Source organism: Pseudomonas sp. UBA3149 (genome assembly GCF_002364655.1).
GTDB lineage: Bacteria > Pseudomonadota > Gammaproteobacteria > Pseudomonadales > Pseudomonadaceae > Chryseomonas > Chryseomonas luteola.
In genome coordinates, this window is the sequence record NZ_DEYV01000012.1 from 303,909 (window position 1) to 323,548 (window position 19,640).

Consider the following 19,640-nt stretch of genomic DNA (forward strand, 5'->3'; position numbering starts at 1 on the left):
CGGATTCCTCGATTGGAGCGTGGAAGCGAATGGCCGGGATGCCGTCTCGCGGCTCGTCATGGTGCAGGCGATAGGCAAGGACAGCAGCTCGGCTGACCGGGCATGCGGGTTATCCAGGCGCAGGGCCTGGGCTGGCGATCCGGCCGATAGGCTGGCGTTAAGCTACTTCTCGACAGCTGATTCGCATGCGACGGAACAGTACTAGGAGGTGTGAGCTTTCAGGCGGGCGTTTGTTCCTCTCATTTTGCGAGAGAGTGCGTTGAAGGTCTTTAAAGGTATCAGGCCGACACGCGACGACCGGGCACGTGATCCAAACAGCCAGCTTCGTTATCATAGGCGCTGACTTTTCTCCTGCGCCCTTCGGGGCGCCGCACCGAGCCCAGCATGAAACAGTACCTAGACCTGATGCGACACGTGCGTGAGCACGGCACCTTCAAAAGCGACCGTACCGGCACCGGCACCTACAGCGTGTTCGGCTATCAGATGCGCTTCAACCTGGCCGATGGTTTTCCCATGGTCACCACCAAGAAGCTGCACCTGCGTTCCATCATTCATGAGCTGCTGTGGTTTCTCAAAGGCTCGACCAATATCGCCTACCTCAAGGAAAACGGCGTTTCCATCTGGGATGAGTGGGCCGATGAGAACGGTGACCTCGGCCCGGTCTACGGTTATCAATGGCGGAGCTGGCCCGCGCCGGATGGCCGTCATATCGACCAGATCGCCAACGTTATCGAGATGATCAAGAAGAATCCCGACTCGCGCCGGTTGATCGTCTCCGCCTGGAATCCTGCCCTGGTGGATGAGATGGCCCTGCCGCCGTGCCATGCGCTGTTCCAGTTCTATGTGGCAGATGGCAAGCTCTCCTGCCAGCTCTACCAGCGCTCGGCGGACATTTTCCTGGGTGTGCCTTTCAATATTGCCAGCTACGCGCTGCTCACCATGATGGTGGCGCAGGTCACGGGTTACGAGCCGGGCGAGTTTATCTGGACGGGCGGTGACAGCCACCTGTACGCCAACCATCTGGAGCAGACGGACCTGCAACTGACCCGCGAGCCGCTGCCCCTGCCTACCATGAAGCTCAACCCAGCGGTCAAAGACCTGTTCGAGTTCACGTTCGATGACTTCGAGCTGGTCGGCTACGAATCCCATCCCCACATCAAGGCGCCCGTCGCTGTTTGATACGCCACCGGAACGCCCTGCCTGGGTAGGGCGTTCCGGTTCTGAAACTGTTCATCTGCTCGACTTACAGCTCATCCAGCCGCGTTGCACGTGTCTGCGTGAAGCCGCGGTTATGCTTGCTCAATGGCGAGTTAGGGTCCAGCAGCGAAGTTCGGATGAAGTGCAGGTAACTGCACACGCGGCGCAGCGGCGAGCGTTCGAACTGTCCTGAGTTGGGCTCCTGATGAATCTGGGCGGCCTGTGCCGTCTCGATGGCGTGATCTACTGCCGACAAGGCCCGCTCCATATGCTTGGGGCTGGGTTGCACGAACAGGCGGATCAGGGCGCGTCCCATGATGCGGATAGCCTGTCGCCAGGGACGCGATTCCTGATAGCAGGGGTGCAGGGGCAGGTTTTCCTGTTCGTAGCGCAACTCGATGATGGCATGACCAATTTCCAATGACAGAAACATCCAGCGCAGAAGTTGGCGTTGCACGGCGGTATGGCCGGTGGAAAGCACATAGGCCTGGTTGAGCAGGTCGCGGGTACTGCTATCGAAGCCTGATGCCAATCCCTTGAGCTTGCCGCTGATGGCATAGACGACTCGCATGCGTAAATCCTGCTCGAGACGTCCCCATAGCCATGGGCGATTAGGCGGCATGAGCACCGCAGCGGCGACCGCAGCAATAAAAGCGGCGAGCAGATAGGACAGGTACTGATTGAAGAAGGCATTGGCATCATACAGCGTGACGTTGGCCGGCAAGGCGGCCGAGCAGAACCACACCATCAGCCCTGTGCCATAGCCCGCCCACTGGGGACGGGTGATAAAAAACGCGCCGACGGCAAACACGGGCGACAGCGCGTAGAACAACAGGGGGAAGCCATCCAGTTGAGGCAGTACCCAGAACACCAGAAAAAAGCCAGCCAATGAACCGGCCAATGTCCCGACGGCCAGTTGCAGGCAGTAACGGCGGGGGTTAGGAGAAGTCGACGAAAGCGCCGAGATCAGGACGGCTGCCAGCGCACAGGTATCACCGCTGGGCCAGGACGTTTCGATCCAGAACAGCCCCAGCACGAGAACCACCAGGGCGCTGCGTATACCGGAAATGGCCGCTGCCATGCGGTTGGCCACGGGGGTGAAGCTTTCCGGGGGCGGCGTCTTGGGTGGCTTGGGACCGTTCAGGGTGGCATAGGCCAGGCAGTAGCTGTAGAGGTCTTCGGCAAAGCGGTAGAGCAGTTCGGCGGCCGTGTTGAAGTCCAGCAGGTCGCTGTCCCCAATCTGTTGATCCTGAAGCTGCGTTCGGCCCTCGCGAATAGACTGCATCAGCGGCTCACGGTGCAGCGCGAGCTTTTCTGCCAGACGGGCCGCGTCGGTCTCGGTAGTCAGCCGCTCACCGAACGGTGCAAGCAATGTGGTGATCTCCGAAAGGCAGGGCGAGAAGGCGTCCAACAGGAGCGGGCGCTGGCGCATCCGGGTCAGCAATTGATTCAAGGCATGGAAGCGGGTGTTGAGCTGCATGAACTGGCTACCCAGATTAGCCAGCCGTCCGCTGCGCTGACGCAGGTGTGGGTCTTCGAACGCACTGGCGCTGCGCAGGCTTTCAAAGCCTACGGACTCGGCCGCAAAGCGTGCCGCCAGGGTTTCGAACTGCTCACGCGTCAATGCGCCGCTCAAGCCCTCATGGGCCATGCGGGCAAAATCACGAAAGCGCAGGGAGAGGGTATTGCGCAGCACGGTGCGGGTCGTCTGCGGCAGGACGATAGCGCTGACTGCACCGGTGCAGCAGATGCCCAGGCCAATCTCCAGTACACGCCACAGGGCCTGCATAAAGGCATTTTCCGGATGGCTCGTGGCTGGCAAGCCGATCAGGCTGGCGGTGTACCCGGCCAGTAGAAAGGCATAACCGCGAAAGTCGCGATAACGTGCAGCGCCCGCCGTACACAGGCCTACCCACATGGCCAGCGAGCCAAGCAGCAGGACCCGCTCCTGGGCGAAGAGGGCAATGAACAACACCATCACGCTCAGGCCGACCAGCGTTCCGATGATGCGATAGAAACTCTTGGCCAGCACCTGTCCGCTTTGGGGCTGCATGACGATAAAGACGGTGACCAGTACCGTACTGGGTTGGGGCAGCTGCAACCGGTAGGCCAGCCAGAGTGCAATCAGTGCTGTCAGCAGCGCCTTGAAAATGAAGGCCCAGGTAATGCCATCGGTACGGGCCCATTCCAGCAGGGCACGGTGCCAGGCCGAGCGGCTCGGTAATCGACTGGCAAGAGAAATAGCGCGCAACGGTAACCTCGACGCTCAAAGGGCGCACGGAGTGAATCGGTCAGGGTGAAGAACAGCGTTGCAGTCAGCGCAGGGCGATAGCGCACTGACCGTGAAGCGGCGGCAAGATCTTCTTGAACAGACGAGACAGCGGCCTGAACAGACGGGCTGACAGGGGCGTTACGATCAGATAAGGCGGAGCGGGAAGCGGAAGCGTTTTCCGAAACAGTTGCAGCACGGTGGCCTACTCAAACAGTCACTAGCTCAGACGAGCGCTATCTATTCTATGTAGAGCAGGGTGGCGGGAATAAGCAGGAAAATCGTGAAGGATTATTAACTGTAAAGCGAGTAATCAAAGGGTAGGGAGTTGTGCCAGAATTTGCCGCTCTGAGAGGAGTACGATGGACAATCTCTTTAACATGCGTGCTTTCATGTGTGTTGTGGAAGCCGGCAGCTTTACTGCGGCGGCCCAACGCCTTGAGCTTACCACCGCCTACGTTTCCAAGGCGGTCACCAATCTGGAAACACACCTTCAAACCCGTTTACTTCACCGCACTACCCGTCGGATCGCGCTGACCGAGGCGGGGGAACGTTACCTGCAGCGTTGCCAACAGATCTTCGCCTACATTCAGGAGGCGGAAGCCGAAGCCAGCCATGCCCATGCGCATCCGGTGGGCAAGCTCAAGGTTCATACCATGACCGGCTTGGGCCAGCATTACCTGATCAAGACGATTGCCCGCTACTGCGAGCAATACCCTGAGGTGAACTTCGACCTGCGGCTGACCAATACGTTTACCGATATCCTGGAGGACGGCTACGACGTCTCTGTAATCCTGGCCTCCCAGCTCAAGGATTCAGGCTACTTTTCCAAGCGACTGGGCAGTACCCACAGCATTCTGTGCGCATCGCCAGCTTACCTGGAAAAATACGGCACCCCCCAGACGACGGCTGCCTTGCGTCAACACCGTTGTCTGCGCTTGGTGAACAAGGCTATGTCGCTCGATAAATGGCTGTTCCAGGGGCCCAAGGGCGAAGAGCTGGTCACGATTGATCAGACCCTGTTCCAGGTCAATACGGCGGATGCCCTGATGGAAGCCATCGCTTCTGGCATGGGCATCGGGGCGCTGCCGATCTATGCCGCCGTCAAGGGGCTCAAGGACGGGACGCTACAGCAGGTCCTGCCACACCACAGCCTGTACCCGCTTAACGTTTATGCGTTGTATCCGTCTCGCCAGTACCTGGATGCAAAGATCCGGACGCTGGTGGACTTCCTGCGCGATACCTTGCCGGGGCTTCTAAAGGCCGACGAGCAGGCTGTGAAGCGGCTGTATGAAGAAGGCCCGGTCAGCGCCTGATGATTAGTCAGGCTGCTGCGCCAATTGCTCGGCCAGGTCTTCGATCTGCTCACGGCGGTTGGCGTCTCGTAACTTGTGGGAAGCGTTGAGCGAAGACCACTCCGGATGGGCACGGGCGTGATTCAGGGCGGCAGGAAGCTTGCCCTCACGCCAGCGCTGATCCTCAGGTGTTTCCACTTCGATAGCCTTCATGGCTGCGTGACCGCGGGCATCGAGTGCCTTGACCAGTTGACGCTGGCGTAGGGCGAGCAGGCGCAGCACGGCATCGTCCACGGTCAGCTCCCGCTGGCCGCGTAGCTTGCCGAGCAGGCGCTGACCATAATGACCACCGGTTTGCAGCAGCCCGCCTGCCAGGGCGCCCAACGCTGTTGCAGCACCCAGCATCAAGCCACCCGCCAATAGGTCGATACCGGCACCTGCCGCAGCACCTGCAGCAACACCCCCGGTCAGACGGATACCTAGAATGCGCAGGGTTTCGGGATTGAATAAATCATCGCCCCAGCGGCCATCCAGTAATGGAAGGTCAGCGGCGCGTGCATCGCCCGAGCGAAAGCCGTACAGCTTGAGTAAGTCCTCCACGCAGCGCTGCTCACGCTTACGCAGATCGTCCCGCAGGCGTTGAGTCGCGGCCTTTACCGCATCGTCCTCTGGCGGCACTACATAGCGGCAGGCGGCGGCATCGATCAGCAGTTCGGCGATGAGCTGTGCCGCGCTGTGCTGACGTGCCACTGCCTGGGCTTCGTGATCGGCAATCAGGCGCTCCAGGCGTGAACGCGCCGGCTCGATGAGTAAGGCCAGGCTTTCATACAGGCGGCGCTCGCCGTCCTCAGGCGGAGCAACACTGTCGAAGCGCACCAGGGCATGCAGTCCGAGGCGTGCCAGTGCAGTGCGCCATTCTTCCTCGCGATGCTGCTCGGCTGCCACAAAGTTCAGGACGGGCAGCAGCGGCTTGCCGCACCCGGCCAACACGGCCAGTTCATCCTTGTATTTGGCAAGTACCGGCTCGCGGGCATCGACGACATAAAGCCCGGCATCCGAGCTCCGCAGCTGGCGCAGTACCTTGGCCTCCTGCTCGAAGCGGTTGCGGGCCTCGGCGGTATCGAGGAAACGCTCCACGCGAGCGGGGCCATCCAAGCGCTCGCCGGGGCGTTCGAGCTGATCAAGGTAATCCCGCAGAGCGATGGCATCTTCCAGACCCGGCGTATCGTAGAGTTCGATCAGGGCTTCGCCGTCCACGGAAAGCCGGACACCCTCTACATGACGCGTGGTACTGGCGCGATGGGAAACCTCGCCAAATCCGATGTCGCGGGTCAGTGTTCGCAGCAGGGACGTCTTGCCAACATTGGTATGGCCCACAACAGCCAGAACGAGCGGTTGGGTCATGAACGTTCTCCTGAGGCGCAGCAGGCGTTGTTGAGCATCGCCTTGCTTACTCCAACCGCGCTCAAACGCCACTTATTCATGTCCAGTCTCCAACCATTCCAACGGAGACCGTTCTCCGTGGGGAAGTGCCATTCGATCCAGCCCCTGGCGCCAGTCATCGAGGCGGTCGGCATCCAGTTGGGCGCCTGCAGGCGCAGGTAGCAGCCAGACGCGGGTAGTACCTGCGCAGCGGGCTAGTTCGCCGATCAAGGACAGGGTGCCTCGGTCCGGTGAACGACGGGGATCGCAGGCAATCACCAGGCGTACGGGCGGATAACGGGTGAGTTGCTCCAGCAGGCGGCGACGCTGCTGTCCGTCGTCCAGCACACCGGCGTTGCGCACGGTGTCCGGCAGCGCGGGTGGCCAGGCCTGTGTGTCGTCCAGCTCAATCGCGACCAGCACAGCACTTTCACCGGCAATTTCCAAGTTACCGGCAGACGGCTCCGGCAGCTGCTCAGGCGCAGCGTCATTGACGCCCAGACGCTCGGTGGTAGGCATCAGCTTTTCACGTAGCAGCACATAGCCGGGCTGCTCGATATCCAGCGTCAGTTGCTGGCGGCGGCGTTGCCATTGCCAGAGGCAGAGGGCAAAGAGAAGCGCGCGGGGAATGAGACCATAGACAATCAGCACGCCTACCAGCCAACCGGCCCAGGCATGACGTGCCGCCTCAAGCCCCTGTGCCGCGTTGCCACTGGCACGAATGGTCTCGATATCCGGCATGGGAAAACCCAGCAATGCAGGCAGCGCACCCAGCGCGTGAGTCATGGTGACAAAGGTATCGCTGCTCAGAATGGTGGTTTCCCAGATAAAGCTGTAACTGCGGGTCGCCAGCAGGGCAAGCAGGATGCCCAGCGCTGCACTCAAGGCCAGCAGCCAGAGCCCATGCACCAGTGTGCCCAGCCCCCAGCGCACCAGCCGTTGACGGCCGAGGAGAATAAGCAGTGCCGGGCCGAGCTGGGCTGCGCGAGCATCCCGGGCCAGCTTGCCGGCCAGCCACAGCCAGAGGCGGCCCAACACACTGGCGCTGCGTCCACCGCCGAAAAAGCCGATCAGCCATAACAGCAGGGTCAACAGGTGCAGGCCCAACAGACTGCCCAAGGCCCAGAAGACATTGACCGGGCGCACGCCATCGCCCAGAGCGCCAAAACCGAGGCCGGCACCGGACAATACGGCCAGAAAGGCGAGCAGCCAGAAGGCGAGGGTGGCACCCTGACGCCAGTGGCGACGGGCTTCGATGAGGCCGTCACGCTGGCCTAACAGATGGGCGCGCAGGTTCAGGCGCTGCACGAAGCTGCCGCCGGCGGCGCGCGCGCGGCGGTTGGCCTCGCTGTCTTCCAGCGGACCGGCTTCTTCCTCGGTCAGGCGGACGGCTTCGGTCAGCCAGAGTGCATCAAGGGTGGAATCGGAAGGGGCAGTAGTGGGTTCGGTCACTCGTCAAACTCGTCCTGGGGATGCGCGGAGGATAACGGGTCGGCATCCAGCGTGTTAACTGGCAAGCCACTGGCAAGGCGGTTGCGCTCTGCTATGCTGCGCGGCTATGAACAAGACACTTCCTCTCAGCTTGATCGTGGCGGTCGCCGACAATGGCGTGATCGGCCACGAAAATCGTCTGCCCTGGCACTTGCCGGCAGAACTCAAATACTTCAAGGCCGTGACCTTGGGCAAGCCGGTGATCATGGGTCGAAAGACCTGGGACTCGCTGGGTCGTCCATTGCCAGGGCGTTTGAATCTGGTCGTCAGCCGTCAGACCGATCTGACGCTCGAAGGTGCCGAAACCTTTACATCGCTGGATGATGCGGTGACGCGAGCCGAGTCCTGGGCCCGGGAGCAGGGCGCCAGTGAGGTTATGCTGATCGGCGGGGCGCAGCTCTTCATCGAGGCGCTGCCTGATGCGGATCGCTTCTACCTCACCCGTGTGGCGCTGGAGCCGGAAGGGGATGTGTATTTCCCCGAATGGGACGAGCAGCAGTGGCAGCGGGTATCGCGTGACGAGCACCCGTCCGAGGATGGCCGTCCGGCATATGCGCTGGAAGTATGGGAACGCAAGCGCTAGGCGCTGCTCATGTTGATTACCTGTTAAACGGGGCGCCTATCAGGCGCCCCGTTTCGTTCTAGAAATACTTCAACCAGGTGATATCGCGGCGGCGTGCCTTGAGGTGGGCAAACCAGCGAACCGGCCAGTAGAGCGCAAAGGCCAGCACGATGGCGCTGATCCACAAGGCCCATACATGATCGAAGCCAAAGTACGTTCCCTGATTGAGGCCGAACAGGGCAACGGCAATCCGGTACAGTACGCCCAACACGTACAGGTGCAGGATGTAGAAAAACATCGGTGCTGCGCCAAACACGGTAAACCAGTACAGCAGACGGCTTTTCGGCTTGCGCTCGAACAGCACGAGTAATAACAGGCCCAGGCCCAGTGTGAGTGAGAGGAACAGCAGGGAGGGTGGGTACTTGGTGATGTTCAGAAAGCTCATCACCGTCAGCAGGGGTGTTTCTCCGGTGACCCACTGCTGCGCCTGACCATAGCCATTGATCATCCGCAATACCAGGAAGAGCAACAGGGCGCCAATCCCCCAGCCTAACAGACGCTTCTGGCGCTCGGACGGGTTCAGCTGGGTAAACCATGGGCCTACGGCATAGCCCAGTGCAATCACGCCAATCCAGGGTAGAAGCGGATAGGACGTCCGCAGCCGCAGGCTTTCGCCCAATTCGATCCAGCCGCGGTCATGCAATATCGCCCATGGGACATGGAAGGGCGAGCCTGCCGGAAAATGCACCCCGTCCAACAGATTGTGCCCGGCTACCAGCACGAGGCCGATGGCGATCAGCGCTGCGCGGGGCAGCCAGACCAGTGCCGACAGCATGATCATGCTCAGGCCAATGGCCCAGATCACTTGCAGATAGATCACCTTGGGTGGGAACTGGAACGTCCAGGCCAGGCTGACCAGCGTGAATTCCAGAATGACCAAAAATAGCCCGCGCTTGAACAGGAAGCTGGAAACCGCAGCCCGGTCATTGTGCTTTGCGCCATAAAGAAAGGCACCCAGGCCTGTCAGGAAGACGAAGACCGGTGCGCACAGGTGACTGGCAATCCGGCTGAAGAACAGGTCAGGTGAGGTCGAGGCGACATCCATGGGGTCGATGACCTGCCGATGCAGGAAGAACGTTTCGCGAACATGATCGAGCAGCATGAATACAATCACGAGCCCGCGCAGGGCATCGATGCTTTTGAGGCGGTGGGACGTTGAGGTCATTTAAGGTCGTTCCATGAGACACATCAGCAGATAGTGCGATCTGTAATGTTATCTTATTTCAATGGTATATCCCTGGTTCTGCCACATTTGGTTACGGTTTGGCTGACCCTGTGATTATCTGAATAACGCTCAAGATCCTGATTTTTCTACCTTCAAGCCAAAAGGACTTTTTCGCTTCGCTTGTGGAAATAAAATTCCAAAATATAAAACATGGAAAAAATGTTTGATTAATGCGTGAAGACGTTTTAGGCTGATTTCAACTCGTTCAGCACCCCGGTGCGAAAGACCGCAGGCCGATAAAAATAAATAGGAGCCACCATGGGCGACACAACCTTTGCCAATGGACGTCAGCTGGATGTCATCTGTCTTGGGCGCCTCGGCGTCGATCTGTATGCACAGCAGATCGGGGCACGGCTCGAAGATGTGAGCAGTTTTGCCAAGTACCTGGGCGGCTCGTCCGCCAACATCGCCTTTGGCACCGCCCGGTTGGGGTTGAAGTCCGCCATGCTGACCCGCGTCGGCGATGACCATATGGGCCGCTTCCTGGTGGAATCTCTGAACAAGGAAGGCTGTGATACCCGGGCCATCAAGGTCGATCCTGAGCGGCTCACCGCCATGGTCCTGCTGGGAATCAAGGACCGTGAAACCTTTCCTCTGGTGTTCTATCGCGAAAACTGCGCCGACATGGCGCTGCGCGAGGAAGACATCGACGAATCCTTCATCGCTTCAAGCAAGGCCTTGCTCATCACCGGTACGCACTTCTCCACCGAGGGCGTCTACAAGGCGAGCAGCCGTGCGCTGGACTATGCCGAGAAGCACAACGTCAAGCGTGTACTGGACATTGACTATCGTCCGGTACTTTGGGGTCTCACCGGTAAGGCGGATGGTGAGACCCGTTTTATTGCCAATGCACAGGTAAGCGCCCACGTTCAGCGTATCCTGCCGCGTTTCGATCTGGTCGTCGGAACTGAAGAAGAGTTCATGATTGCCGGCGGCTCGGATGATCTGCTGACTGCCCTTCGCAAGGTGCGTGAAGTCAGCGAGGCGACACTGGTGGTCAAGCTGGGCGCGCTGGGCTGCACCGTGATTCATGGCGAGATTCCCGAGCGCCTGGAAGACGGTAGCATTTACCAGGGCATCCGTGTGGAAGTGCTCAACGTGCTGGGCGCAGGTGACGCGTTCATGTCCGGTTTCCTGCGCGGGTGGCTTACCGGCGGTGATGATGAGCGCTGCTGCCAGCTGGCCAATGCCTGTGGTGGTCTGGTCGTCTCCCGTCATGCCTGTGCACCGGCCATGCCTACCCTGGCGGAGCTCGATTATTTCTTCAACAGCCCGATACCGATTACCCGACCGGATCTGGACCCTGCGCTCAACCGCCTGCACCAGGTAAGCGTGCCGCGCAAGACATGGCAACCGCTGTACATCTTTGCCTTCGATCACCGCGGTCAGCTGGTGGAGCTGGCGCAGCAGGCCGGGCGCGACCTCAAGGCCATTCCCGAGCTGAAGCAGCTGTTCATCCGTGCCATCGAGCGGGTGGAGGCGGATCTGAGGGAGAACGGCGTGCAGGGCGATGTTGGTTTGCTGGCCGATGAGCGTTTCGGCCAGGATGCCCTCAATACGGCAACGGGGCGTGGCTGGTGGATTGCCCGCCCGGTGGAATTGCAGGGCTCGCGTCCCCTGGCGTTCGAGCATGGCCGTTCCATTGGCAGCAATCTCATCAAGTGGCCTCAGGAGCAGATCATCAAGTGTCTGGTGCAGTTTCACCCGGACGATGAGCCTGAGCTTCGCCTTGAGCAGGAAGCTCAGCTCAAGGGGTTATACGAAGCGGCTCAGGTCAGCGGGCATGAGCTGCTGCTGGAGGTGATTCCGCCGAAGAACCATACCTCCGATCAGCCGGATGTGCTCTACCGCGCCATCAAGCGGCTCTACAACATCGGAATCTACCCCAACTGGTGGAAGATCGAGTCCCAGCCTGAGGCGGTGTGGGAAAAGTTGGATGAACTTATCACCGAGCGCGATCCGTATTGCCATGGGGTTGTGCTGTTGGGGCTCAATGCACCGGCCGAAGAGCTGGCTGAAGGGTTCCGTCATGCCAGTACCAGCAAGACCTGTCGCGGGTTTGCCGTTGGCCGGACGATCTTTCAGGAGCCGAGCCGCGCCTGGCTCGCTGGTGAGATCGATGACGAAGCGTTGATCAGCCGGGTGCAATCGACTTTCGAGTTCCTGATCAAGTCCTGGCGTGAGGCTCGCCGCCTGGGCTGATACGTCTCGACTTTTCGCACTACCAGACAACAACAAGATTAGGTGTGGCAACCATGACGAATTCACCGGTCAAGATCGGGATCAATCCGATCTCCTGGAGCAATGATGACCTTCCTTCGCTGGGCGGCGAAACCCCGCTGAGCACAGCGCTGCGCGAGGGCAAGGAGATCGGTTACCAGGGGTTTGAGCTCAACGGCAAGTTTCCCAAGACACCTGAAGGCGTGCGTGACGTGCTGGGCGAGTACGGGCTGGAGCTGGTGTCCGGCTGGTACTCAAGCCTCATGGCGCATCGCAGCGCAGAAGATGAAATCAAGGGCATTGCCGAGCATTGCCGCCTGTTGGCCGAAAATAACGCCAAGGTCCTGGTATATGGCGAAGTGGCCGGTTCCATTCAGAGCAAGCGGGTCCCTCTGGTTGAGCGTCCACGCTTTTATACAGACGAGCAGTGGAAGGTTTACGGCGACAAGCTGACGGCTCTGGCACGCTTCACCCAGTCCCAAGGGGTGCGTCTGGCCTACCACCACCATATGGGTGCCTATGTGGAGTCCCCCGAGGACATTGATCGGCTGATGGAGGTGACTGGCGAGGAGGTCGGGCTCCTGTTCGATGCTGGTCACTGTTACATGGGCGGTGGCGATCCGCTGGCCGTATTGAAGAAACATATCGACCGCGTTTGCCATGTGCACTTCAAGGACGTTCGCAAGAGTGTCGTGCAGCTGGCCCGTAACAACCAATGGAGTTTCCCGGATTGCATCGTCAACGGCACCTTTACGGTGCCCGGCGATGGCGATATCGATTTTGCGCCACTGCTCGACACTTTGTATGCCGCCAATTACCGCGGCTGGCTGGTAGTGGAGGCCGAACAGGATCCGGCCGTGGCGCCCAGTTATCTCTACGCCCAGAAAGGGTATGAAACGCTGCGCGCACTGGTATCCCGCGCCAACGCTCGACTCACCCTTTATTAAGAGGAGGTTGTATGGATTTGCTCGTCAAAGGCTCCGCTGAACGCCGCACGCTGGTCCAGGTACCCGACAATGCACTCGAATACGTGGGCTTTTCGGCTCACAAGCTCAAGGATGGCGATGAGCTGCCTGTGAACGGACAGGACAGGGAAGTGTGCATCGTACTGCTGACCGGCAAGGCGACCATCAAGGCGAACCATCCGCAGAAGGGTGCGCTTGCCTGGGAACACATTGGCGATCGCCAAAGCGTGTTCGAGGACAAGTCACCCTATGCAGCTTATCTGCCGCCCGCTACCGAAGCCCTGGTGGTAGCCCACGGTGATGCGGAAATTGCTGTATGTCTGGCGCCGGGCAATCCAGAAGAAACGTTGCCGCCCCGGCTGATCGAGCCGGCGACCATGAAGCGTTCAACCCGAGGCAAGGACGCCAACACCCGTTACGTCTGCGACATCCTGCCGGACACGGCCGAGGCGCATTCGCTGCTGGTCGTAGAGGTGATCACGCCGTCTGGTCATTCCTCCAGCTATCCGCCCCACAAGCACGACACGGATGACCTGCCGGCACAGAGCTTTCTGGAGGAGTCCTACTACCACCGTCTGAATCCGCCCCAGGGCTTTGCCTTCCAGCGTGTCTATACCGACGACCGCAGCATCGATCAGGCCATGACCGTGGAAAACAACGATGTGGTACTCGTTCCCAAGGGCTACCACCCGGTTTCCGTACCCTGGGGATACACCTCCTATTACCTCAACGTGATGGCCGGGCCTAAGCGTGTCTGGAAATTTCATAACGACCCGGCCCATGAGTGGCTGCTTCAGGGCTGATCCGCTTCAACACCGAACTCCCGCCATGGTTGGCGGGAGCCACGACAACGCGCTTCAAGGAGTGCACGAGCCGAATACACGATCAGAAGCAACTTCGTAGTAGCTGACTTCTGGAAACCCAAGAACAAGAACCAGAGCGAGCGATATGACGATCCCTACTTCCACCCATGCACATCGCCATGACATCGGTTATGTGCTGAGAATCTGCGCCGTGGCGGCGTTAGGCGGCATTCTGTTCGGGTATGACACTGCTGTCATTTCCGGCGCTGTGGACTCGCTGCGTGCGTATTTTTCCCTGTCTGCGGCCGAGACCGGCTGGGCGGTTTCCAATGTGGTCATCGGCTGCGTCGTCGGTGCCTTGAGCGCAGGCTGGGTAGCCGGCTGTCTGGGTCGTAAGAAGGCGCTCGTTCTGGCCGCTGTGCTGTTTACCGTTTCAGCAGTAGGGGCGGCGGTGGTCGACAGCTTCGTCTGGTTTGTCATCTACCGCATGATTGGCGGGTTGGCCGTGGGTCTGGCGGCTACGGTCTCGCCCATGTATATGTCCGAGGTCTCGCCCAAAGGCATGCGGGGGCGCGCCCTGGGCATGCAGTCGATTGCCATCGTCGCCGGCCAGGTGATCGTCTTTACCGTGAATTACCTGATTGCCCGTGATGTAGCAGCGGAGTGGCTGGTCGATTACGGCTGGCGCTGGATGATCGGCTCCGAAGTCGTGCCCTGCATTCTCTTCTGCATCATGGTATTCACCATTCCGGAGTCGCCCCGCTGGCAGGTGATGGTCGGTCAGGACGATAAGGCCCTGAAGACGCTGACACGTATTTCCAACGCCGAGCATGCCGGGCATCTCCTGGCAGAGATCAAGGACTCATTGAAGCAGGACCGCCAGGGCTGCCCGCAAAAAGTGGAGCTGCGCAGGTCCGGCTTGGGGATGATTCTGCTTGTCGGGTGCATGCTGGCCATGCTTCAGCAGGTCAGCGGCGTGAATGTGATGATGTATTACGCGCCGATGGTACTCAAAGGCGTCACCGCCAGTACCGAGTCCGCCTTGTTCCAGACCATCTGGATCGGAGTGATGCAGTTGGTGGGCACCTTGATCGGCGCCTGGTTGATCGACCGCGTTGGCCGGATTCCGCTGATGAAGTACGGCACCATCGGCTCGGTCAGCGGACTCCTGATCACGTCCTATGCCATGTACACCCATCAGGACGGCTACCTGACGCTGTTCGGGATGCTCCTGTTCATGCTGCTGTATGCGCTGTCCTGGGGGATCGGCACCTGGGTTCTGATCTCCGAGATTTTCCCGAATCGTCTGCGCTCGATGGGGATGAGTGTGGCCGTGTGCAGCATGTGGATTGCCAACTTCCTGGTGACCCAGACGTTCCCGATGATCAATGACCATCCCTACCTGATGAGCACATTCAATGGTGCCTTCCCAATGTGGCTGTTCGCAGGCTTTGGCGTGTTCAGCTATTGGTTCGTCATCCGTTTCGTCCCTGAAACCCGTGGTGTATCGCTGGAAAAAATGGAAGGCGTGATGCTGACCAAGATTCGTCGCCAGCCCATGCCGGCCAGTACTCGGAAAACCGGTCAGGCCTTGTCATCCAAGCCCATTTGATAAGAGCGGATCGCGGTAAGGATCCATTGGTTTTGTTAGCTACGCCGTGCTTCGAGCGGCCCCGAAGGAGTTCGACATGAGTCAAGAAACAGTCATCGGCCATTACATCAATGGTCAGGTCCAAGAAGCGGGCACCGAGCGTTACAGCGATGTGTTCAATCCGGCGTTGGGGCAAGTGAAGGCCCGTGTGGCCCTGGCGACCACCCAAACGGTGAATGAAGCTGTCGCAGCCGCCAAGGCCGCGTTTCCGGCCTGGTCCGAACAATCGGCTCTGCGCCGTTCGCGCATCCTGTTCAAGTTCAAGGAGCTGTTGGACAAGCACCACAAGGAGCTGGCGCAGCTCATCACGTCTGAACATGGCAAGGTCCTGTCCGATGCCATGGGTGAAGTCACCCGCGGCATCGAGGTTGTCGAGTTTGCCTGCGGTGCGCCCCATTTGATGAAGACAGCGTTCACCGACAACATCGGTGGTGGCATCGACAACTACAACATGCGTCAGGCGCTGGGCGTTTGTGCCGGGATCACACCGTTCAACTTCCCGATCATGGTGCCGCTGTGGATGATTCCGATGGCATTGGCCACCGGCAATACCTTTATCCTCAAGCCTTCCGAGCGCGATCCTTCCGCCAGCCTGCTCATGGCGGATCTGCTCAAGCAGGCTGGCCTGCCCGATGGCGTATTCAACGTCGTACAGGGTGACAAGGAAGCGGTGGATGCACTGCTGCAACACCCGGACGTTGAGGCCATCTCCTTTGTAGGCTCCACACCCATTGCCGAGTACATCTATCAGGAAGGCACCCGCCGTGGTAAGCGTGTTCAGGCTCTGGGTGGCGCGAAGAATCACATGATCGTCATGCCGGATGCCGATCTGGATCAGGCGGCCGATGCCTTGATCGGTGCCGGCTACGGCTCCGCCGGTGAGCGCTGCATGGCGATTTCCATCGCCGTGGCCGTAGGCGATGTGGGCGACAAGCTGATCGAAAAGCTTTTGCCCCGCATCGACAGCCTCCGTGTCCGCAACGGCATGGAAGGCGACGCCGACATGGGCCCGCTGGTGACCGCTCAGCACAAGGCCAAGGTCGAGGGGTACATCACCAAAGGTGTTGAGGAAGGTGCGCAACTGATCGTTGACGGTCGCAACTTCAAGGTGCCGGGTGCCGAGAATGGCTTCTTTGTTGGCGCAACCCTGTTCGACCAGGTCAAGCCCGAGATGACCATCTACAAGGACGAGATCTTTGGTCCGGTGCTGGGCATCGTGCGCGTGCCGGACTTTGCCTCGGCCGTCGAGCTGATCAATGCCCATGAATTTGGCAATGGCGTGTCCTGCTTTACCACCGACGGTGGCGTCGCCCGCGCGTTTGCCCGCTCCATCCAGGTGGGCATGGTCGGTATCAACGTACCGATTCCCGTCCCCATGGCCTGGCATTCCTTTGGCGGCTGGAAGCGCTCCCTGTTTGGCGACCACCACGCCTATGGCGAAGAAGGCATCCGTTTCTATACCCGCTACAAGAGCGTCATGCAGCGCTGGCCCGATAGCATCGCCAAGGGTGCCGAGTTCAGCATGCCGACTGCCAAATAACCCATACCCCAAACCAGCACTGCGTTTATCGAATCCTGGAGAACAACAAGATGAGCCAGCCCTTACGTTTTGCCCTTAACCGCATGGTTGCCCCACGCCTGCCGCTGGAAGAATTCATTTCGCTTGCTATCACGCTTAACGCGGATGCCATTGAGATCCGCAACGACCTCAAAGGCATCGAAATAGAGGATGGCACTCCCGCTTCACGCGTACGTCAGCTGTGCCAGGAGAAGGGCATCCGTGTGCTGTCGATCAATGCGCTGTATCCCTTCGATGTGTGGAATGACGAGCGTCGTGCCCAGACGTTAAAGCTGGCCGCCTACGCCCGCGACTGTGGCGCAGAGGGTGTGGTCATGTGCCCGCTCAATGATCCCAAAGACCCGCGTAGCGAGGCCGAACGCGCCCGTGACCTGCATACCGCGCTGACCGAGCTGGCGCCTATCCTGCGTGAGCACGGCATCCTGGGCTTTGTCGAGCCGCTGGGCTTTGAGGAATGCTCGCTGCGCCGCAAGCGTGATGCCGTAGACGCTATCAATGCCGTAGGCGGGCGCGATGTGTTCCGTGTCGTGCATGACACCTTCCACCATCATTTGGCAGGCGAGCAGGAGTTCTTCCCTGAAATGACCGGCCTGGTGCACATCTCGGGTGTGGAGGACGGTGCGCTGCCGTTGAACACCATCCGTGATGGCCACCGCGTGCTGGTGGGCGAGGCCGACATCCTGGGCAATGCCGCACAGGTCCGTGAGCTGCTCAAGCTGGGCTATAACGGCCACCTGTCGTTCGAGCCGTTCGCCGAAAGCGTCCATGCGCTGACGGATATCCAGCCGTCACTACTGGCCAGCATGCAGCACCTGAAAGCACGTGTAGACGCTGCCGAAGGGCAGGCGGCCTAAGCAGAGACAGTACCTATAACAAAGGGCAAGGCAGGGCGGCACATGTCGCCCTGTACTCGACCCCAGGCGTGGAATTGAAAGGGTGACAACATGAGTACAACACGACTGACCATGGCCCAGGCGCTGGTGAAGTTTCTCGATAACCAGTACGTGAGCGTCGATGGGGTTGAAACCAAGTTCGTCAAAGGCATCTTTACCATCTTTGGTCACGGCAACGTGCTGGGGCTTGGACAGGCACTGGAACAGGACGCTGGGGATCTGATCGTCCATCAGGGCCGCAATGAGCAAGGCATGGTTCATGCCGCCGTGGGCTATGCGAAGCAGAAGCTGCGTCGTCAGATCTATGCCTGCACCTCATCGGTCGGCCCGGGGGCGGCCAACATGATCACCGCGGCAGCCACTGCAACCGCCAACCGGATTCCAGTGCTGCTCCTGCCGGGGGACGTCTACGCCAGCCGTCAGCCTGATCCGGTGCTACAGCAGATCGAGCAGTCCCATGATCTGTCCATCAGTACCAACGATGCCTTCCGGGCTGTCAGCAAATACTGGGATCGCATCACGCGTCCCGAACAGCTGATGACCGCCGCCATTAATGCCATGCGCGTACTGACCGACCCGGCCGAAACCGGTGCCGTAACCCTGGCCTTGCCGCAGGACGTGCAAGGCGAAGCCTACGATTACCCGAATTACTTTTTCCAGAAGCGCGTGCACCGCATCGACCGCCGCCCAGCCACTGAGGCCATGCTGGACGATGCCGTGGCGCTGCTCCAGGGCAAGCGCAAGCCGCTGCTGATTTGTGGCGGTGGCGTAAAGTATTCCGGCGCAGCCGAAGCCCTACAGCGCTTTGCCGAGCGCTTCGAAATCCCGTTCGCCGAGACCCAGGCGGGCAAGAGCGCCATCGTCTCGGCCCATGAATTGAACGTGGGGGGAATCGGCGAGACGGGTTGCCTGGCAGCGAATATGCTGGCCAAGGAAGCCGACCTGGTCATTGGCGTCGGCACGCGTTACACCGATTTCACCACCTCGTCCAAGTGGATTTTCCAGAACCCGGACGTCCAGTTTATCAACCTCAACGCCAGTGCCTTCGATGCTTACAAACTCGATGCCGTGCAGGTCGTTGCGGATGCGAAGGTGGGGCTGGAAGCGCTAGGCGAAGCCTTGGGTCGTACCGGCTACAAGGCGCAATGGGGCGATGCACCGCAGCAGGCCCGCGCCAGGCTCAAGGAGGAAATCGACCGCGTCTACAACGTCGAGTACGGCACTGAAAACTTTGTACCCGAGATCGACGATCACCTGCCACGTGCCGTGCTCGAAGAGTTTGTCGAGCTGACCGGCTCCAGCCTGACCCAAAGCCGCGTGCTGGGCGCGCTGAATGAAACCCTGGCCAACGAAGACATCATCGTTGCGGCTGCCGGCAGCCTGCCGGGCGATCTGCAGCGGGCCTGGCGCAGCAAAGGCACCAACACCTACCACCTGGAGTATGGCTATTCCTGCATGGGCTATGAAATCAATGCGGCTCTGGGTGTGAAGATGGCCGAGCCCGAGCGAGAGGTTTATGCCCTGGTTGGGGATGGCTCCTACATGATGCTTCACTCCGAACTGGCAACGTCCATTCAGGAGCGCCGAAAGATCAACGTGATCCTGTTGGACAACATGACGTTCGGCTGCATCAACAACCTGCAGATGGAGCACGGCATGGACAGCTTTGGTACCGAGTTCCGCTATCGCAACCCAGAGACCGGCAAGCTCGATGGTGGTTTTGTCCCGGTGGATTTCGCTATGAGCGCCGCCGCCTATGGCTGCAAAACCTACCGTGTGAAGACGTTGGATGAACTTCATGCCGCGCTGGAAGATGCGCGTCGGCAGACGGTCTCCACGCTGATCGATATCAAGGTCCTGCCCAAGACCATGATTCACAAATACCTCTCCTGGTGGCGCGTCGGTGGTGCCGAAGTCTCCACGAGCGAGAAGGTCCAGGCAGTGTCACGCATGCTCAAGGAGAACACTGCCAAAGCGCGACAGTACTGATTTGCAGGGCGCCGATGGG

At 59.8% G+C, this 19,640-nt stretch carries 15 protein-coding genes; 10 read left to right on the forward strand and 5 right to left on the reverse strand.

What is annotated here, in order from left to right; genetic code table 11:
• Positions 1-384 precede the first annotated feature (384 nt).
• Positions 385-1,179: a thymidylate synthase gene (locus B3729_RS10780; protein ID WP_010795651.1), complete on the forward strand. Its 795-nt coding sequence runs from the start codon at positions 385-387 to the stop codon at positions 1,177-1,179.
• A gap of 64 nt (positions 1,180-1,243) precedes the next feature.
• Here the strand turns inward: B3729_RS10780 and B3729_RS10785 are convergent, their stop codons facing one another.
• Positions 1,244-3,448: an FUSC family protein gene (locus tag B3729_RS10785; RefSeq protein WP_286787867.1), complete on the reverse strand. Its 2,205-nt coding sequence runs from the start codon at positions 3,446-3,448 to the stop codon at positions 1,244-1,246.
• Between the two features lie 64 nt (positions 3,449-3,512).
• Complete coding sequence (locus B3729_RS10790; protein WP_159435093.1) at positions 3,513-3,665, reverse strand: hypothetical protein; 153 nt, start codon at positions 3,663-3,665, stop codon at positions 3,513-3,515.
• 163 nt (positions 3,666-3,828) lie between these two features.
• Here B3729_RS10790 and B3729_RS10795 point away from each other — a divergent pair, with 163 nt between their 5' ends.
• A complete protein-coding gene (locus B3729_RS10795; RefSeq protein WP_010795648.1) occupies positions 3,829-4,782 on the forward strand; it encodes a LysR family transcriptional regulator in 954 nt (317 codons plus the stop codon).
• A gap of 3 nt (positions 4,783-4,785) precedes the next feature.
• Here B3729_RS10795 and B3729_RS10800 read toward each other — a convergent pair whose 3' ends face one another.
• Both B3729_RS10800 and B3729_RS10805 read right to left on the reverse strand, forming a co-directional pair.
• Positions 4,786-6,165: a DUF3482 domain-containing protein gene (locus B3729_RS10800; protein WP_286787868.1), complete on the reverse strand. Its 1,380-nt coding sequence runs from the start codon at positions 6,163-6,165 to the stop codon at positions 4,786-4,788.
• Positions 6,166-6,237: 72 nt separating this feature from the next.
• Positions 6,238-7,635 carry a DUF2868 domain-containing protein gene (locus tag B3729_RS10805; RefSeq protein ID WP_286787869.1) on the reverse strand — a complete coding sequence of 466 codons (1,398 nt, stop codon included), beginning with the start codon at positions 7,633-7,635 and terminating at the stop codon, positions 6,238-6,240.
• A gap of 106 nt (positions 7,636-7,741) precedes the next feature.
• Here B3729_RS10805 and B3729_RS10810 point away from each other — a divergent pair, with 106 nt between their 5' ends.
• A complete protein-coding gene (locus B3729_RS10810; protein ID WP_010795645.1) occupies positions 7,742-8,257 on the forward strand; it encodes a dihydrofolate reductase in 516 nt (171 codons plus the stop codon).
• Positions 8,258-8,315: 58 nt separating this feature from the next.
• Here B3729_RS10810 and B3729_RS10815 read toward each other — a convergent pair whose 3' ends face one another.
• A complete protein-coding gene (locus B3729_RS10815; RefSeq protein ID WP_286787870.1) occupies positions 8,316-9,461 on the reverse strand; it encodes a DUF1624 domain-containing protein in 1,146 nt (381 codons plus the stop codon).
• A gap of 318 nt (positions 9,462-9,779) precedes the next feature.
• Here B3729_RS10815 and B3729_RS10820 point away from each other — a divergent pair, with 318 nt between their 5' ends.
• The 7 genes from B3729_RS10820 (at position 9,780) to iolD (ending at position 19,621) form a co-directional block, all read left to right on the forward strand.
• Positions 9,780-11,723, forward strand: a complete 1,944-nt coding sequence (locus tag B3729_RS10820) for a bifunctional 5-dehydro-2-deoxygluconokinase/5-dehydro-2-deoxyphosphogluconate aldolase (protein WP_286787871.1) — start codon at positions 9,780-9,782, stop codon at positions 11,721-11,723.
• Between the two features lie 53 nt (positions 11,724-11,776).
• Positions 11,777-12,688, forward strand: a complete 912-nt coding sequence (iolE, locus tag B3729_RS10825; RefSeq protein WP_239382569.1) for a myo-inosose-2 dehydratase — start codon at positions 11,777-11,779, stop codon at positions 12,686-12,688.
• Between the two features lie 11 nt (positions 12,689-12,699).
• Positions 12,700-13,509, forward strand: a complete 810-nt coding sequence (iolB, locus tag B3729_RS10830; protein ID WP_286787872.1) for a 5-deoxy-glucuronate isomerase — start codon at positions 12,700-12,702, stop codon at positions 13,507-13,509.
• Positions 13,510-13,654: 145 nt separating this feature from the next.
• Entirely contained in the window at positions 13,655-15,121 is a 1,467-nt protein-coding gene (locus tag B3729_RS10835) for a sugar porter family MFS transporter (protein WP_286787873.1), read from the forward strand.
• 76 nt (positions 15,122-15,197) lie between these two features.
• Positions 15,198-16,700, forward strand: a complete 1,503-nt coding sequence (locus tag B3729_RS10840; protein WP_286787874.1) for a CoA-acylating methylmalonate-semialdehyde dehydrogenase — start codon at positions 15,198-15,200, stop codon at positions 16,698-16,700.
• Between the two features lie 50 nt (positions 16,701-16,750).
• Positions 16,751-17,593: a TIM barrel protein gene (locus B3729_RS10845; protein WP_286787875.1), complete on the forward strand. Its 843-nt coding sequence runs from the start codon at positions 16,751-16,753 to the stop codon at positions 17,591-17,593.
• A gap of 90 nt (positions 17,594-17,683) precedes the next feature.
• A complete protein-coding gene (gene iolD / locus B3729_RS10850) occupies positions 17,684-19,621 on the forward strand; it encodes a 3D-(3,5/4)-trihydroxycyclohexane-1,2-dione acylhydrolase (decyclizing) (RefSeq protein WP_286787876.1) in 1,938 nt (645 codons plus the stop codon).
• Positions 19,622-19,640: the final 19 nt, after the last annotated feature.

Coding starts and splice junctions, on each gene's coding strand:
- iolD (WP_286787876.1), top strand. CDS start 17,684: ATGAGTACAACACGACTGACCATGGCCCAGGCGCTGGTGAAGTTTCTC.
- B3729_RS10800 (WP_286787868.1), bottom strand. CDS start 6,165: ATGACCCAACCGCTCGTTCTGGCTGTTGTGGGCCATACCAATGTTGGC.
- iolB (WP_286787872.1), top strand. CDS start 12,700: ATGGATTTGCTCGTCAAAGGCTCCGCTGAACGCCGCACGCTGGTCCAG.
- B3729_RS10810 (WP_010795645.1), top strand. CDS start 7,742: ATGAACAAGACACTTCCTCTCAGCTTGATCGTGGCGGTCGCCGACAAT.
- B3729_RS10845 (WP_286787875.1), top strand. CDS start 16,751: ATGAGCCAGCCCTTACGTTTTGCCCTTAACCGCATGGTTGCCCCACGC.
- B3729_RS10840 (WP_286787874.1), top strand. CDS start 15,198: ATGAGTCAAGAAACAGTCATCGGCCATTACATCAATGGTCAGGTCCAA.
- B3729_RS10835 (WP_286787873.1), top strand. CDS start 13,655: ATGACGATCCCTACTTCCACCCATGCACATCGCCATGACATCGGTTAT.
- B3729_RS10780 (WP_010795651.1), top strand. CDS start 385: ATGAAACAGTACCTAGACCTGATGCGACACGTGCGTGAGCACGGCACC.
- iolE (WP_239382569.1), top strand. CDS start 11,777: ATGACGAATTCACCGGTCAAGATCGGGATCAATCCGATCTCCTGGAGC.
- B3729_RS10820 (WP_286787871.1), top strand. CDS start 9,780: ATGGGCGACACAACCTTTGCCAATGGACGTCAGCTGGATGTCATCTGT.
- B3729_RS10815 (WP_286787870.1), bottom strand. CDS start 9,461: ATGACCTCAACGTCCCACCGCCTCAAAAGCATCGATGCCCTGCGCGGG.
- B3729_RS10795 (WP_010795648.1), top strand. CDS start 3,829: ATGGACAATCTCTTTAACATGCGTGCTTTCATGTGTGTTGTGGAAGCC.